Annotated in this window: 16 protein-coding genes; 11 read left to right on the top strand and 5 right to left on the bottom strand. The window is 40.9% G+C overall.

The genetic code is table 11. From position 1 onward, the window contains the following. Positions 1-38: 38 nt before the first annotated feature. From QZR76_RS04120 to QZR76_RS04110, 3 genes are all read right to left on the bottom strand, one after another. Positions 39-788 (bottom strand): hypothetical protein, encoded by a 750-nt coding sequence (locus QZR76_RS04120; protein ID WP_294140664.1) that lies wholly within the window; start codon positions 786-788, stop codon positions 39-41. A gap of 115 nt (positions 789-903) precedes the next feature. After that, positions 904-2,292: a transporter substrate-binding domain-containing protein gene (locus QZR76_RS04115; protein ID WP_294140662.1), complete on the bottom strand. Its 1,389-nt coding sequence runs from the start codon at positions 2,290-2,292 to the stop codon at positions 904-906. A gap of 36 nt (positions 2,293-2,328) precedes the next feature. Continuing rightward, positions 2,329-4,308: a putative porin gene (locus QZR76_RS04110; protein WP_294140661.1), complete on the bottom strand. Its 1,980-nt coding sequence runs from the start codon at positions 4,306-4,308 to the stop codon at positions 2,329-2,331. Positions 4,309-4,386: 78 nt separating this feature from the next. Between QZR76_RS04110 and QZR76_RS04105 the strand changes: the two genes are divergently transcribed. From QZR76_RS04105 to QZR76_RS04060, 10 genes are all read left to right on the top strand, one after another. Next, entirely contained in the window at positions 4,387-6,093 is a 1,707-nt protein-coding gene (locus QZR76_RS04105; protein ID WP_294140660.1) for a glutamine--tRNA ligase/YqeY domain fusion protein, read from the top strand. Between the two features lie 90 nt (positions 6,094-6,183). Continuing rightward, positions 6,184-7,053: a YitT family protein gene (locus QZR76_RS04100; RefSeq protein WP_294140659.1), complete on the top strand. Its 870-nt coding sequence runs from the start codon at positions 6,184-6,186 to the stop codon at positions 7,051-7,053. A 150-nt stretch (positions 7,054-7,203) separates the two neighbouring features. Beyond that, on the top strand, positions 7,204-7,428 hold the full coding sequence (locus QZR76_RS04095) for a hypothetical protein (RefSeq protein ID WP_294140657.1): 225 nt from the start codon (positions 7,204-7,206) through the stop codon (positions 7,426-7,428). Between the two features lie 12 nt (positions 7,429-7,440). Beyond that, complete coding sequence (locus QZR76_RS04090; protein ID WP_294140655.1) at positions 7,441-7,905, top strand: hypothetical protein; 465 nt, start codon at positions 7,441-7,443, stop codon at positions 7,903-7,905. Positions 7,906-8,054: 149 nt separating this feature from the next. Then, positions 8,055-8,696 (top strand): MBL fold metallo-hydrolase, encoded by a 642-nt coding sequence (locus QZR76_RS04085; RefSeq protein ID WP_294140653.1) that lies wholly within the window; start codon positions 8,055-8,057, stop codon positions 8,694-8,696. Between the two features lies 1 nt (position 8,697). Further along, positions 8,698-9,417: a 5'-methylthioadenosine/adenosylhomocysteine nucleosidase gene (locus QZR76_RS04080; RefSeq protein ID WP_294140651.1), complete on the top strand. Its 720-nt coding sequence runs from the start codon at positions 8,698-8,700 to the stop codon at positions 9,415-9,417. Further along, on the top strand, positions 9,417-9,896 hold the full coding sequence (locus tag QZR76_RS04075; RefSeq protein WP_294140648.1) for an S-ribosylhomocysteine lyase: 480 nt from the start codon (positions 9,417-9,419) through the stop codon (positions 9,894-9,896). Before QZR76_RS04080 ends, QZR76_RS04075 begins: the two co-directional genes overlap by 1 nt. A 1-nt stretch (position 9,897) precedes the next feature. Continuing rightward, a complete protein-coding gene (locus QZR76_RS04070) occupies positions 9,898-10,755 on the top strand; it encodes a zinc ABC transporter substrate-binding protein (RefSeq protein ID WP_294140646.1) in 858 nt (285 codons plus the stop codon). 1 nt (position 10,756) lies between these two features. Continuing rightward, the gene (locus QZR76_RS04065; RefSeq protein WP_294140643.1) at positions 10,757-11,509 is read left to right on the top strand and encodes an ABC transporter ATP-binding protein; all 753 of its coding nucleotides are present in this window, start codon (positions 10,757-10,759) and stop codon (positions 11,507-11,509) included. A gap of 103 nt (positions 11,510-11,612) precedes the next feature. Beyond that, positions 11,613-12,413 carry a metal ABC transporter permease gene (locus QZR76_RS04060; protein WP_294140641.1) on the top strand — a complete coding sequence of 267 codons (801 nt, stop codon included), beginning with the start codon at positions 11,613-11,615 and terminating at the stop codon, positions 12,411-12,413. Between the two features lie 46 nt (positions 12,414-12,459). On the opposite strand, the gene QZR76_RS04055 is transcribed toward QZR76_RS04060, so the two are convergent. Then, entirely contained in the window at positions 12,460-13,047 is a 588-nt protein-coding gene (locus QZR76_RS04055) for an indolepyruvate oxidoreductase subunit beta (protein ID WP_294140639.1), read from the bottom strand. 45 nt (positions 13,048-13,092) lie between these two features. Continuing rightward, complete coding sequence (locus QZR76_RS04050) at positions 13,093-14,685, bottom strand: thiamine pyrophosphate-dependent enzyme (RefSeq protein ID WP_294140637.1); 1,593 nt, start codon at positions 14,683-14,685, stop codon at positions 13,093-13,095. Positions 14,686-15,050: 365 nt separating this feature from the next. On the opposite strand from QZR76_RS04050, the gene QZR76_RS04045 reads away from it, so the two are divergent. Then, positions 15,051-16,976 (top strand): SpoIIE family protein phosphatase, encoded by a 1,926-nt coding sequence (locus QZR76_RS04045; RefSeq protein WP_294140635.1) that lies wholly within the window; start codon positions 15,051-15,053, stop codon positions 16,974-16,976. Positions 16,977-17,002: the final 26 nt, after the last annotated feature.

Genomic DNA, 17,002 nt, shown 5'->3' with positions numbered 1-17,002 from the left:
TAAGGACTTTGTAATATTAAAATTGCCTTTTTGTTTATTCAAAAAGGCAATTTTAATGTAATGCGTTCAGCTTCTTTCTGTCTTTTAATCTTCTCTTTTTCTCCTCGTCGAAAGACATATATTAAACCGTAGTATTCACATTTTTTACGGCGCTCTTCCTCGTCTTCTATTTCCATGTAATAATCTTCTATCTCATTCCATAAAGTCAGAATGTATTCGTCCGCTTCGCTACGGAATTGAGCTACTTCTGCGCAACAACGTGCCGAGTTCTGTTGAAATTGTTTTTGAGAAGCATATCCCTGCTTAAAGTTTTCATAATTGACTTTTACTAAAGCGATAGAGGGGCTATAGACGGGATTACCTCCTCCGTTGCGAGTCCGTTCCTGTTCTCCGTTGATTATCTTGGCTCCCCATTCCAATAAATCTTGTTCGCTAATCAAAGGAGGGAGTTTTGAATTGTTCTCGTCTAACCCGTAAAAAGTTCGGGACGAGGGTTTTAATTCTCCGCGGGCAATGGTAAAATTCAATACTTGTAAAAAATGGGATATGTATAACTTTGCCTTTCTGGTGTATTCCGCGTATTTTCGGCTATTGACGTTTTGTTTGTCTCTTGCCACTTGTGAATTGGTAATAGCCGTTTTGAATTTGGGTAAAAAGAACTCTATTTTTTGTTTCAACGAAGGAGAAAAAGGCAAATCGTTAAAATCCGAAGATGCTTCGTTCTTCAATGCTGTTTCCAAAGCACGTATCCTGGCTGCATCCGTATTGGGTAATCTTCTGTAAGGCATATTATTCCTATAATTATAAAAATATGACAAGTTCTAAATGCGAAGGTATGAAAAAAAGATATGCAAATCAATAATTCGTACAACGAGTTTTGTTAAATTTGGCTGAGTTTCAATTTTATTCCGGAATCGTGTTCTTGTAATGAGAATAATTTTCGAGGATATTATTTACAAAATCATAGGCTTGTCTGCCGTCACAATACCCATGCTGGATTAATGTATCCCGATAAAATTCGGGATTGGACTTATGGAGTAGAAAATAATCGACATTATTATTCCAGATGTATGGATCTTTATTATATGCCTCGGCTAATTTCATAGCATCTATGACATGTCCGGGGCCTGCATTATAGGCTGCTAACGTAAATTTAATCTGATCTTCTTTTGTCAACGGGTATTTAGAAAATATTTTTTCCAAGCGTTTAAGGTAAGTTGTTCCTGCTCGAATATTATCTTTCGGATCGGTATAATCTTCAATGCCGAGAGAGAGCGCTGTTTCCGGCATGACCTGCATTAACCCTACGGCTCCCAGCCATGAGACCGCTTCCGGATCAAATTTGGACTCCTGGAAAATGATGGCAGCCAGTAATCGCCAATCCCAGCCCATTGTCCGGGCCGCTTTTTTTATGATGGGATCAAAACTGGATATCTTTCCGTTTTTTAATTTGTAGTATTTGGAGTTATGCAGGGATGTCACATAGCTACTATTGAAATATCGGTTGTATAGAACATTGAATTTGCCGCTTTTTTTAATGTTGTTTAACCACGCGTTTAGTTCTTCGGTAAGGAGAATACCGTTTAATGCCGTCCCCCAAGCAATGGGAAATTCGTCGGATAAGTGCAGGCTGTAATCCAGATAGGGCATGTAATGCGCAGCTATTTTGGCTATATTGTGGTCTGTGACGGTAAATTCCACTTCGTTATTTTCTACCATGACCAGAATGTCTTCGTATGTTGCTTCCGTTAAGGGAGAAATGTTGAATTCCAAGTGTAATGAGTCCTTTAGCTGTTGTAAGAATTCTTCATAGAAAGTACCTTTTTGGATATAAATATCTTTGCCCGACAGTTGCGATAGCGAATCGATATGTTCCTTTCGTTTTTTATTTTGCACGAGTACGCTATGGGTTTTGAAGAAAGGGTTCGTGAAGAGGATTTTTTTCTTTCGGTTTTCAGAGACAGAGAGACTCATGGCGATCAGGTCGTATTTCCCTTCGTTTAATTCCTGAATGCACTCTTCCATATCCGAGTTTACCTCAACATGTAGCTTTACTCCGAGGTAATCGGCAAAATCTTTGACGAGTTCGTAATGAAAACCTTTTGTGACGCCTTTGTAAACATAGTAATCGGTCGTGTTATAGTAAGTACAGACATTTAATACGCCTCGTTTCGTGATTTCTTCCAATAAACCCGGTTTGGGAAATACAAAAGGTTCCTCTTGTTTTGCTTTGCAGGCATTTAAGCAGCATAAGAAAAACAGTATGTATGTAATCTTTTTTATAACGTACATACAACAAATATAGGAAATGATCTGTAAATTATCAAATTAGTCAAAGAAATTCCACCTCAAACCGAATTTTACTGTAGCCGGACCGATTGCGTAATTGGCAGCTGAAAGGTAGTTCCGGTTGCCGAAGAATTCATTGAAATGATCGTATTTGACAAAGATATCCGCCCGCTTTATATTTAACGTGAGGAATACGTCCATCTTGGGGTAATTACCGATTTTCTCTTTCCTTTGGTTGTAAAATTGCATGATGGAGGGCATATAGGCATCTGCATAGAATTTGGTCGTGTAAAAAATATCAATACCGAATTGTAAACCCAATACCCGTTTAAATAAACGGTTTTGATAATAGTTGTGGGAGTATAGGGAAATCTGAGGGAGTGCAAGTATCTCTTCTTTGTTGCTGACCTGATAATAGACCTTTTGATCAAAATAGAAATTGCCTAACTTGAAATTTTGTTTTACCCAAGCCGTGAATACCATTAAGTTCCCGTCGTATTGCCGGGGCATGGCTGCTGTATCCAAGTAGATGTAACCTTTGGTATTGTTTAAAGCGATTCCTATTTCCGTGCGGCGCCGAATATTATTATATTTTCCTTGCAGTCGGTAGGAATGAATTTTTCCGAAGTTATTTTTCCAGACGTTATGATTTCCCATGTAAAGTTCATAAAAGGGATTGGGGGTTTTGTTTTCTAATGAAGCATTAACCGTTACCGACGAATTTTTTCCCCGGTTCAGGTATTGTGTGATCTCTCCTTGTAGGCTATAATCCATATTATAGTCTCCGAATAAACAGTAGGCTGCCCATATATCGAAATTGAACAGAGAGTTTGTGTCTACATTAAAAGTTCCGGCTGTCAAATAAGTTCCCGTGTATTTACTGCTTCCGAAATCGGTTGTTGTCGTGTCCTGATCTATGTTGATTCGTTGGTGATAATCCAGGTATTTGAAATTAAGTCCGGCATATATACCTGGCAAATATTTATATTTGGGGTGTTCGTTCACGATGAGTTTAGTGGTAATTTCAAACCGTTTATTATTGACTATGTCCGCATTGGACATGCTGTCTATGTAGGTGTTCGGGAAAAAAGACGTTTCTACGGATTTCTCTTTAAATTTGTATTGATTATCTTGAACATTAAAAGATAGCACCGCTTTCATCGGGTAGACAATTGTGGTGTCCGTACGGGCGGAGTCCCGTTGGATAATGATTTCTTTTCCCTTTCCGATATTGTATTGGCCTAAAGCATAAAGATTGAAATTGTAAAAATTATTTCGAGGTTCGCTGACAAGATTCGTCGGGATCAATTGTGAATCCAAGGTCGTGTCCCGTAAAAAGTAGAGATCCTGAATTCCTCCGTTCTCGGTATAATGGCCGACATTCTGGTTGATGAAAAAAGATATGGCTACCCGTTTTAGTTCGTAAGAAGAAAAGAACGAGAGATTATAGGTTTTGGATTTTTGGTAAGAGTAAGCTCCAAGTCCCGATATGATATTGTAGCGGAATCCGGCACTCCAATAAGGACGAATATTTTGGACGTGCCATACATCCAGAAGGTCTTCCGATTTGGTACGGCCTCCGCCGTTAAAGTAATTGAGCTGAGTAAAAGGAGTTGTCGTATTGTACTCCAAGGCGTCTTCCGGTTTAAAAATGTAAGCTCTTACCCGGTTCAACGGGAAAAAATCCTCGCTTTCGATCCGGTTGATAAAAATATTGGATTCGTAAGCCGAAGGTAAATTACCCAGGTAGGTATTGGAGACACTTTGTTTGAATATAGGATTGAAGTTTTGGACTCCATCCGTGAGGGTATCCAGAGGAATTATTTTTTTATAAACACCGTTATGCATCCATTTCCACGTCATACGGTAATGTTTGACATTAGGCTTTTCTACGGAATCTTGTTCCATTCTCCTGTCCCGGGGATCTCTTTCATCCTCGTTGCCGTAGTCGTAATCGCTCTGAGCCAACGACATGATAGAGCTTAGACAAAATATGATGATGTAAAATAATTTTTTCATGGCCTGCAAATATACAGAAACTTTTAAAACTCTCATAAATTAATTACCTTTGCGACTCGTATGTTAAATAATTTTAGTATGGATAAGAATCATCTCGTATCAGAAGAAGAGAATGAAGTGAAATCATTGAATTTCATAGAACAGATCATAGAAGAGGAGTTGGCAGAGGGCAAGAACGGAGGACGGGTACATACGCGTTTCCCGCCGGAACCTAACGGTTATTTGCATATCGGCCATGCAACGTCGATTTGCTTGAACTTCGGTTTGGCTGCAAAATACAACGGGAAATGTAATTTGCGTTTCGATGATACCAATCCGTCGAAGGAAGATGTGGAGTATATCGATTCGATATTGGGGGATATCCGGTGGTTGGGATTTCAATGGGAAGGAGAGCCTCATTACGCTTCTGATTATTTCCAACAATTGTATGATTGGGCGGAAAAGATGATTATGGAGGGAAAAGCTTACGTGGATGATCAACCGGCAGAAGTGATTAGTGCTCAGCGGATGACACCTACCGAATCGGGAGTTAATAGTCCTTACCGGGACCGGACACCGGAAGAAAATTTGGATTTATTCCGGAGAATGAAAAGCGGGGAATTTCAGGCCGGAGAGAGAGTGTTACGGGCTAAAATAGATATGGCTTCTTCTAATATGCTGATGCGTGATCCGATCATGTATCGTATTATGCATGTGGCTCATCATCGTACCGGAGACCGGTGGTGTATTTATCCTATGTATGATTTTACTCACGGGCAAAGCGATTATCTGGAAGGAATCACTCATTCCATATGTACCTTGGAATTTGAAGTGCATAGACCATTATACAATTGGTTTTTGGATCAGTTGATCGATACCGTAGACCGCCCTCGGCAGATCGAATTTGCCCGTCGTAATTTAAGTTATACGGTAATGAGTAAACGTCGTCTGTTAGAGTTGGTACAAAAGGGAATCGTTGCCGGATGGGACGATCCCCGGATGCCGACAATTTCCGGTTTACGTCGGGCGGGTTACACTCCCGAATCCATTCGTAATTTTGCAGAAAAGGTCGGTGTTGCTCGTCGGGAAATTGTTGTGGATATGGCCTTGCTGGAATTTTGTATACGGGAACATTTGAATAAGGTGGCTCCGCGTGTAATGGCCGTATTGGACCCGGTAAAAGTGGTTATCGATAATTATCCTCAAGGACAAACCGAATACGTGGAGATCGAAAATAATCCGGAAGACGAAAGTGCTGGAACACGGGCTGTTCCTTTCTCCGGTGAGCTTTATATCGAGCGGGATGATTTTATGGAGGATGCTCCGAAGAAGTTTTTCCGGATGACGATCGGAAACGAGGTTCGTTTGAAGGGGGCTTATATCGTGAAATGTGAAAGCGTAGAGAAAGATGCGGAGGGTAATATAACGACCGTTCATTGTACGTATGATCCGGATACGCGGAGTGGCAGCGGGATCAATAGCAACCGGAAAGTGAAGGGGACCTTGCATTGGGTTTCCGCGACGGATGCCATTGATGCGGAAGTGCGCTTGTACGATCGTTTGTTCAAAGATCCGGATCCTGCCGGACATAAAGATATCGATTTTAAAGAATTTTTGAATGAAAACTCTTTAAAGGTTCTTACCCGTTGTAAATTGGAACCGAGCTTGAAAGAGGTAAAGGAAGGGGATCGTTTTCAGTTCCAGCGATTGGGGTATTTTTGTGTGGACAAGGATTCCCGGCCGGGACAATTGGTGTTTAACCGCACCGTGGGATTAAAAGATACCTGGGCAAAACAGAATAGTTAATTACTTGATAATAATGAATTGTACGATTTACAATGCCGATGTTTTTTCGGTGATTGTAAATCGTAATTTGTACTTTAAAATTAAAACTAAATGTTGTCGAAAAAGAAAGTTTTATCGGAAGTCAGGGCGTATGTATTGATTACGATAGGTTTGATGATGTATGCTTTTGCCGTGACTGCCTTTTTAGCTCCTCAAAAGATTGTCGGAGGTGGGGTGACGGGTATAGCTACGATTATTTATTTTTTATCGAATGAGGTGATTCCTATCGGTGTCAGCTACTTCGTTATTAATTTCCTTCTGGTGGCTATTGCCATGAAGATATTGGGTCCCAAGTTTGGGATTAAGACGATCTACGCGATATTCATGAGTTCCTTTTTGTTGGGAATACTGCAGAGTTATATCCGGGAACCTCTCTTGGAAGACCGTTTCATGTGTGCCATTATCTCCGGTATCATGTGTGGTGCTGGGATCGGGATTTCTTTGGTTAACGGGGGAAGTACGGCCGGAACGGATATCATAGCCATGATCATCAATAAATACCGGAATATCAGTCCGGGTAAGATCATCATGTATATCGATGTGGTAATCATCGGTTGCAGCTATTTTATCGAGGGTAGTTTCCAGGATATCATATACGGTTATGTGGTCATGGGAGTGGTCTCCTATACCATCGATATGGTATTTACCGGGCAGATGCAATCCGTGCAATTCCTTATTTTTTCGGATAAATACGAGGAGGTGGCTAACTCTATTACCCATGATCTGAAACGAGGGGTAACCGTTTTGGATTGTTTGGGATGGTACACGGGATCGGCCCGGAAAATGCTGGTAGTTGTGGTCCGTAAAAACGAAATGCAAAATATTATGCGGGTGACCAAACAGGTCGATCCGGATGCTTTTCTAACCATGAATACGGTTATGGGCGTTTACGGTAAAGGATTCGACACGTTAAGACCTTAATACCGAAAATGATTTCAAAAAATCCTCCCTGGTTTGCAATAACAGACCGGGGAGGATTTTTTATGAAAATAACACGTGTAATATTCTTTTTATTTTTAAGTTATAGTTAATAATTGTGCATGTAAATTCTTGTGTGTATATTTGGATCATATGGTATTGGAACTTGCCCATAAAGATCATGAATATGATAAATTTTGGGCTTATTTAAGTGATGTTACGGAAGAGGAACGCAAAGATCTTTATATGGGAGTGGCTATAAATGGAATTCCTCCTGTAATATATAACGATTATATCGATTCGGAATTGATTGATAGATATAGAAAGATGTATAATAAATATAATTATTTGTTGATAAGTGGATGGTGTAAAGAGTAAAGTAAAAATAGTATGATAAAGTTATTTGTAATGGTTATTTTCTTTTCCCCTTTGCTTTTGCTGCAAAGTAAAGAGGAAGGGAGTATTCCGGTGTATGTTTTGATCGGGAAAAATTCGGTGAATATTCGATATGTTGAGGAATATGACAGTTGTAGACAACATACTACTTATTGGTTCTGTTTTAAGGATACATTTGGTTTAGAATGTACTTTTGTTCGCTATACCAATATGCGGGAAGATTATTTAAATGATACATTAATCAAATCCCGCTCTTTTTTGGATAGTATCTCGTATTATGATGAAAAATGGTTGTTGACTTCCCCCCGAGTCGGTTCTTTAGATAACTGGAGGAATCGGATTTATGTGATTGATACTACCGGTTTAGGACGAGACTCGATTGTTTTGCGCCGATTTGATTTTTCGGCAGAAGAACCTACGGATGATGTCATCATGGAGGAGGAACTCAAATTTAATTAGATAATTTATTTTTTCTTTGAATCGTCCTTAGTTGTGCTTAAGCGATGCGGGATGATTCTTTGTTATATAATTTTTCGATTTTCATCGAATTATCGTCCGTTTTAAGTCGCAAATCGTATTATCTTTGTAGAATAATAAAATGGAGAAAGATGGAAATAAAGGTATTTGTAAATAATCCGTGGCAGGAGAACACGGTTATATTATATGACGAAACGGGAGAGGCCGTGGTGATAGATTGCGGATGTTTCTCGAAGGAGGAACGTCAACGGGTGAAGGATTTTATAGCGGATCGTCATTTGACACCGGTTGCGTTGTTGAATACCCATTTACATATAGATCATATTTTCGGGAACGGTTTTATGTTGGATGAATACGATTTGTCGGCACAAGCTCATCCGGCAGATGCTTTTTGGGTGGAGAATGCGGAAGAGTATGCGGCTATGTTGGGCGTGAGAGGAATCACACCTCCACCAGCATTGGGAGAGCCACTAAAAGACGGTCAGGTAATACGTTTCGGTCATTCGGAGTTGCGTGTAATTCATGTACCGGGCCATTCTCCCGGTGGCGTTTGCTTTTATAGTGAACAGGATAAATTGTTGATTGCCGGAGATGTATTGTTTGAGGGAAGTGTCGGACGGGCAGATTTGCCGGGTGGCGATATGGCGGAATTATTGGATGGAATCCGTGCGAAATTGTTTGTTTTACCCGACGATGTACGGGTTATTCCGGGACATGGAAGAGAGACCACGATCGGAGCGGAAAAGAGGTATAACCCTTTTTTTCAGGTGTAATATGAAGACGATAGGAGTCATTGTGGCCATGAGTTCGGAATACGAACTGGTCAAGTCGCTTTTAACGGAAAAGCAAGAGAGAGAGGATCGCGGAATATGTTATTTGGAAGGACAGGTAGAGGGGTGCCGGGTTATTTTGGTCAAGTCCGGAATCGGTAAAGTATGTTCGGCCGTAGGAACGGTTCTGTTAATTCGGGAGTATGCCCCGGATGTCATTATCAATACCGGGGTAGCCGGAGGAATTGATCCGCTTGCCCGGGTGATGGATATTGTGGTCGGAGAGCAGATGGTGTATCATGATGTTTGGTGTGGAGAAGGAAATGAATACGGGCAGATACAAGGATTACCGGCTCGCTTTATTTCGGATAGGGAACTCTACCGGATTGCGTTGGATATTCCTCACGAAGGACAGGTGTATGGCGGGTTGATTTGTAGCGGGGATCAGTTTATTACGGATCAGGCGGCTTTAGCTAAAATAAAAAAGAGATTTCCGGAGGGTTTGGCCGTGGACATGGAATCCTGTTCTATCGCTCAGGTCTGTTATTTGATGGATATTCCTTTTTTAAGTTACCGTATTATCAGTGATACTCCGGGAGTAGAGAATCATTCCGGACAATATCGGAATTTTTGGGAAGAAGCTCCCAAACGCTCTTTTTTGATACTGAAAGAGTTGATTGCGCGTGTCGGGAAAATGAAGCAAGGATGTAAAATTGAAAAATAATGGAAAAGATACCAAGTTTTACTATAGATCATATTCGCCTGTTAAGGGGAATATATGTTTCTCGAAAAGATGTAGTCGGAAACGAGGTGATTACGACTTTCGATATCCGAATGAAAGAGCCGAACCGGGAACCGGTATTGGGGCAAGGAGAGTTGCATACCATTGAACATTTGGCGGCAACTTACCTCAGAAATGATCCGCAATGGAAAGATAGAATTATTTTCTGGGGTCCGATGGGGTGTTGTACCGGAAACTATTTCTTGGTAAAAGGGGATTTGGATTCTCAAGACATAGTGGAGCTGATGCGTGAAACGTTCCGTTTTATTCGGGATTTTGAAGGAGAGATTCCGGGAGCGGCACCTAAGGATTGTGGAAATTATCTGTTACATAATTTACCTATGGCAAAATATGAAGCAGCCAGATACTTGACGGAGGTCTTAGATGTGATTGAAGAAAAAAATACGGTATACCCGGAATAATATGAAATGGATTTGGGGAATAGTGTTGGCGTTTTGTATTGTCGCTTGCGGAACAAAGCGGGATAAATCTAAAAATGTTAGTGTGAGCATATTGCCGCAGAAATATTTTGTAGAGCGCATTGCGGGAGACTTTGTACGAGTGAACGTAATGATTCCGCCCGGGGCTAATCCTGCCGTCAGCGATTTAACATCCGAGCAGTTGAAAATGCTGAATAATAGTTCTATTTATTTTGCTGTCGGGTATTTGCCGTTCGAACTTACCCATATCTATTCTTTATTGAAAGATAAAAAGGATATTTTATTGATAAAACATGCAGATGCGATCGAGCTACCGGAAAAGGAGCTTCCCACGCATCGGCATGGGGAGCTGGAAAGTCTGGACCCGCATATTTGGATGTCGCCGGCTTATGCCAAACAGATGGCTCAAACCATACGGGATGTATTGATCGATAGGTTCCCGGAGGAAAAGAGTCTCTTTTCTGAAAATTGCGATCGTTTTATGCAGGAGATAGATAGTATCGATCGGGAAGCTCGTCGGATTATTTTGCCCAAACGACATAAATTATTTTTGATCTACCACCCGGCTTTAACTTATTTTGCCCGGGATTACGGAATGGAACAAATCGCAATAGAGGATGAGGGTAAGGAGCCTAATCCGGTTCACGTGAAGATGATTATAGATCGTAGCCGGGAAAAGGGAGTCCGGGTCGTTTTTATCCAGAGTCAGTTTGATGAGGCTAATGCCCGTGCTATTGCGACGGAGATCGGAGGGGAGGTGATTCCCATAGATCCTTTGAATGTGGATTGGAAGGGTGAGATGAATTCCTTATTGAAGATAATCGATCAAAAAATGGATTAATATGGATGATATACTGGAATTGAAAGGAATAAATGCCGGATATGAGGGACATGCGGTTCTGAAGGGTGTGAATTTGACAATTCGTAAGAACGATTTTATCGGTATCATCGGTCCGAACGGAGGGGGAAAGACCACCTTGTTAAAGGTCATTTTGGGTTTAATAAAGCCGCTTTCCGGAGAGATCATTTATCATACGTCCAAACAATCTTTGTTTGGCTATTTGCCGCAAAATAGTCGTTTTGATACCCGTTTCCCGATTAACGTGGAGGAGGTGGTACTATCGGGACTTATGTCGGAAAAAGGGATATGGAAATCTTATTCGAAAGAGGATCGTTTGAAGGTAGACGAATTATTGGAAACTTATGGAATGGGGGGATACCGGAAAACTCCGATCGGCGACTTATCGGGTGGACAGATGCAACGTGTTTTTTTATGCCGGGCCATTATTTCGTCACCTAAAATCCTGATATTGGATGAGCCTTCAACCTATGTCGACACGAATTTCGAAAAGGAATTCTATGGACTGTTGGAAGAGTTGAATAAAAAAATGAGTATCGTGATGGTTTCTCATGATTTAGGGATGATATGTTCTTACGTGAAAACGATTGCTTGTGTGAATAGAGGTTTACATTATCATGAATCGAATCTGATTTCCCAAGAACAATTGAAATTGTATAATTGTCCGATCGAATTGATTTCTCACGGGACGGTGCCTCATCGGGTGTTATTAAAACACGAGAAAGACGGGGAGTAAAAATTAGAAATGGGGAATGATATGAAATACAACTTATTAATAATCATAAAAATATCATATTTTTAGAACCTAAAATCTACAATTGTAAATTTAAAATTAGAAGATGTTTGATTTATTAGAATACGGTTTTTTTCAGAATGCTCTGATCGGAACGATATTGATCGGGATAAGTTGTGGACTGATAGGTACTTATATCGTGGCGAAGCGGATGGTTTTTATTAGCGGGGGGATTACACATGCCTCGTTCGGAGGATTGGGATTAGCTTATTTTTTGGGAATTTCCCCTCTTTTCGGAGCTGCCGTGTTTGCTTTGATTGCGGCTTTTGGTATTTTATATCTGTCTGATAATAAGCGTTTCAAAGAAGATTCTTTGATCGGTATATTTTGGTCGGCCGGAATGGCTATAGGAGTATTGTTTATTTACCTGACTCCGGGTTATGCCCCTAACCTCCTTTCTTATCTTTTCGGCAACATATTAACCATCACGGGGAGTCAACTTATGATGGCCTTGTTGCTTTGTGTAATGATTCTTCTCTTTTTTATGAAATTTTATCGTCCGCTTTTTTATATCGCTTTTGATAAAGAGTATAGTCGGACTCATTATGTTGCTCTTTCTTGGATAGAGATCGGGATTACGGCCTTAATTGCTCTTTGTATCGTATTGTGCATGAAATTGGCGGGGATTATTCTTGTGATTTCTTATCTGACCATGCCACAGGCTATAGGAGGTATGTTTTATAAAAATTTTCAACAACAATTGATACTCTCTACCTTAATTAGTTGTTTGGGGTCTATCATGGGGCTTTTTTTCTCCGCCTTTCTTGAGATTCCCTCGGGAGCAGCCATAGTACTATGTTTCTTGGGAGTGTTTTTAATTTGTTACGTTGTAAAACGCTTGAAATAAAAGAGGTCAGTCTCTCGGCTGACCTCTTTTAAGGATGACTTATCTTTTATTTGATATAATTTTGTGCGAATGCTCTTCCGGCACGTAAGGCTTTTAGATTCATTTCTACGACTTCGGCTCCTTTTCGTTCGAAAATAGCGGCAATTCCTTTTTCGAGGTACTCGAAAGGAATTTCGATAAAAGGAGATGCGGCTCCTAACATAACAAAATTACTGGCCCTTACGTTTCCTGCCGATTCTTTTGCGATGGTATCGGCATCGATGATTACCTGGTGAGGTAATGCCTTCAATGTTTTCATCAACTCTTCGGTATCCGGGTAATTCGGAATATTAATAAACGGTGTGGAGTTGGTCACCACGTATCCGCCTTGTTTTAAGTAAGGCAAGTAACGTAAAGCCTCCATGGGTTCAACCGAAAGAATGATATCGGCACTTCCTTTGGCAATCAGGTCTGAGAAAATCGGTTGATCCGAAATTCTCATGTAAGATTGAACATCTCCGCCTCGTTGACTCATTCCGTGGGTTTCGGCTTGTTTCATGTACAAGTTGTTGGTGAGAGCTGCGGAACCTAAAGCGGCTGCGATTGACAATATACCTTGTCCTCCTACACCGGCTAATATGATATCTGTCTTCATAATTTTTAATTTTAAAGTGGATTTTCCAATTGATCCGTTAATCTTTTATTTTTTCTTTTTCTTAGCGTCGCGGGAAGCTTTCTGGATACAAACTCTTCTCGGAATGATTACGGATACACCTTTGTATTCTATTTCATCGCGGATAATTTTACAAAGTTCATCGTGATTTTTCGGAACAGGAAGTAAAACCCGAATATGTTCTGGCTCTACTCCGATACCGCGACAGATGGCTTCGAGATGTCCTAAGGCGGAAGATTCTTGTCCTCCGGTCATAGAGATAGACTCGTTATCTGAAATGATAATGGTAATATTGGATTTTTCGTTTACGGCATCCAAAAGACCGGTCATACCGGAGTGGGTAAAAGTAGAGTCTCCGATAACAGATACGGCAGGGTATAACCCGGCATCTGCGGCACCTTTGGCCATCGTAATGGAAGCACCCATATCTACGCAAGAGTTAATGGCTTGGAAGGGAGGGAGTGCTCCTAAGGTATAACACCCGATATCAGAGAAAACACGTGCGTTGGGATATTCGGCTACGACTGCATTTAACGCATTGTATACATCCCGGTGGCTACAGCCTACGCATAAAGCAGGTGGGCGAGGAGCTACGATTTCCGGTACGGGAGCTCCTTCCGTTACAGATATTCCGAAAGCTTTGGCGATCCAATCCGGATTCAATTCTCCGTCACGGGGAAGAGTGCCGTCCAATCGTCCGTGTACTTCTTCTTTTTCCAGATATCCTTTTAATACTTCTTCCACGATAGGATATCCCTCTTCAATTACCAAAAGTTTTTCACAACTTTCAGCCAGGCGGGTAATCATTTTTCTGGGGAGCGGATATTGGCTTACCTTTACTACCGGATAAGGGCATTTCCCTTTAAATACTTCCATCAGATAATTATAGCCGATACCACAAGCGATGATCCCCATGGATTTGTCGCTCCCGTCTACGTAGCGGTTGAAAACCGAACGGTCAGATTCCTCTTCGAAAGCAGTTTGCTTTTCTAATAGAATCTTATATCTTTTTTTTGCGATAGCAGGTAATAGCACGAATTGACGTTTATCTTCCGGTAGGTGCATCTCGTTTTCCTTTGTAGCTTCTTGAGTCTCGACTCCGGCACGCGAGTGAGCCAAACGGGTCGTGATACGCATCATTACGGGAGTTCCCATTTTTTCGGAAAGTTCGAAACCGTAGCGGGTCATCTCGTAGGCTTCCTGTTGGTTAGACGGTTCTAACATGGGAATAAGAGCAAACTTTCCATAAGCACGGGAATCTTGTTCGTTTTGTGAAGAGTGCATGGACGGATCGTCGGCTGCTGTGATCACCATTCCGCCGTTTGCTCCGGTAATAGCCGAGTTCATGAAACAATCGGCAGCAACATTCATCCCCACGTGTTTCATGCAAACCAATACTCTTTTACCGGCATAGGACATACCCAAAGCTGCCTCCATCGCTGTTTTTTCGTTAGCGGACCACATTCTATGAACGTTACGGGCAATAGCCTGTTTGGATTCTTGAATGTACTCAGTGATCTCTGTTGATGGGGTTCCCGGGTAAGCATATACTCCGGAAATTCCTCCGTCTATAGCACCTTGTGCAATAGCTTCAACACCTAATAATAGTTGTTTTTGCATAGTGATAAGATTATGATATTAAGTTTTTTGTTGATTTTTATAATGAAAAAATAGTTTCACGATACGCGATCGTGAGACAATGGGACATTCGGCTTATAGCCCTCCGAACAATTTAAGAACGCCTACGATGTAAGCTAATACGAAATAATACTCTGACGGACGATACATCACGCGTTATTTAAAACGTTTTCAATATTCATTTGGGTGCTAATGTAGCATTATTATTTAACAAGAGCAAATTTTTATCTTGTTTTACCTGATAACTATTTTCAAGAGTCCGATAAGACGTAAAAGTAAAAAAGTAGAGTCAAATACCTGTTTTCTTGAGGGAATTAATTAATTTCGACCAATTAATCACAGAAATCATGTTTAAACGTATAGAGAGGTCATTTTCGGCTAAGTTGAGTTTTTATTTGATAGCCTCTATGACCGTTTTAGCGATTGTTATGTTTAGTATTTTTTATCACTATGCCATATTGAAGCTGGAACGGGATGTAGACGAGCGTATATGGAATATTGCAGATAAATCGGATTTGCGGTTGACTACTCTTTTACGCGGGGTGGAGAAGATTCCGAAGAATATGGCTTGGATGATATCCAATGGTTTCTTGGATGCGGATTCTATTTTTAGTATAACTCGCCGGGTGGTGGAAAACAACGATGAAGTTTTTGGTTGCGCTATTGCTTTTGAGCCGAACTATTTCAAGTCTAAAGGATATTATTTTGCTCCTTATTCTTACATGAGCCGAGATTCGGTGGTGACTGTCCAGTTGGGAGATGCAGCTTATAACTATTTTGAAAAGAAATGGTATGCCCGTTCGAAGAAGTTTGGCATATCGCGATGGAGTCAGCCTTACCGGGAGTTTGGGGATAATGATGTAATTACGTCCACTTATTCTGTTCCGATGTATGATAAGAAGAGTCACTTTATCGGTATTTTTTCTGTCGATTTGTCGACGAATTGGTTGACCGATCTGGTAGATTCTATTAAACCATATCCGGGTAGTTATGCTATTGTTATCGATAGCTTAGGGAATTATATTGTTCATAAGAGGGAGAAGAATATGGTGGAACGGACTATTTTCGATGTGGCGGAAGCAATGTCCGATACGACGGCAATGTCGGTTGCCAAGTGGCTTGCGGCAGGTAAAAAAGGGAAGATGCGGATGCTGGATAACGATATCGATTCCTATGTTTATTATATGCCTCTGAATGCGACCGAGTGGTATATGGCAGTTGTTTGTCCCTATCAAGAGATCTATCATGAGTTTTTTCAGTTTAATGTTATTTTGTGGGTGGCTTTTTTGATTATTATATTGATGCTTTACATCATAAGTTCCGGAACGATAAGACGTTTGACGGCTCCGTTGAAAGATTTTGCTCAATCTGCCCGGACGATTGCTTTAGGAAAATTTGATACGCCTTTGCCTGTCATTCGTTCGAAGGATGAGATGGAAGAATTGCGGGATTCGTTTGAATACATGCAGCAGCAATTGACGATGTTTATCGAGCGTTTACAGCAGACTACTTCAGCAAAAGAGAAAATAGAGAGTGAATTACGTATCGCTCATGATATTCAAATGGGATTACTGCCTAAACCGGTTGTTCCCTGTCCCAAATGGGAAGGAGTGGAACTTTATGCCGTTTTGAATCCTGCCCGGCAGGTCGGAGGTGATTTTTATGACTATATTGTGGTTGAAGACGAGCTTTGTTTTGCGATAGGAGATGTGTCGGGAAAGGGAGTACCGGCTTCTTTATTAATGGCGACGACATTGAGCTTAATGCGTTCTATCTCTTTTTCGAATTTCGAGCCTCAATATGTGACGAATTTTATCAATCAGGGATTGTTACGTTCGGGGCAGTCGGATCGATTTGTCACTTTTTTTGTTGGAATACTTCATTTGAAAACCGGAAAGTTTAACTATTGTAATGCGGGCCACTCTTTACCTGTTATGATCCGACCGGACCATTCGGTTCAAATTATGGAGATGGAGCCGAGTCTTCCTTTGGGTATATTGAAGGAGTACGAGTATAAGGAGTATAGTTGCTTGTGGGAACGGGGAGCAAAGATGTTGCTGTATACGGATGGAATTACGGAAGCAGAGAATGCGGATCATAAGCTTTATTCGAAAGAACGGCTATTGGAAACGATTCGAAATCATGCTTCTTTCTCTTCGAAAGGAATGGTCGAAGCCATACTAATCGATGTCAATGAGTTTGTGGCGGAAGCCATACAATCTGATGATCAGACTTTGTTAAGTATATCTTTTTATTCGGAAACAGAAGAATAGACGACCTTATTCGAAGACGCATGGGG

The organism is uncultured Sanguibacteroides sp., from assembly GCF_900543425.1.
Taxonomy (GTDB): Bacteria; Bacteroidota; Bacteroidia; order Bacteroidales; family Marinifilaceae; genus Gabonibacter.
This window is presented reverse-complemented; position numbering and strand designations above follow the sequence as displayed.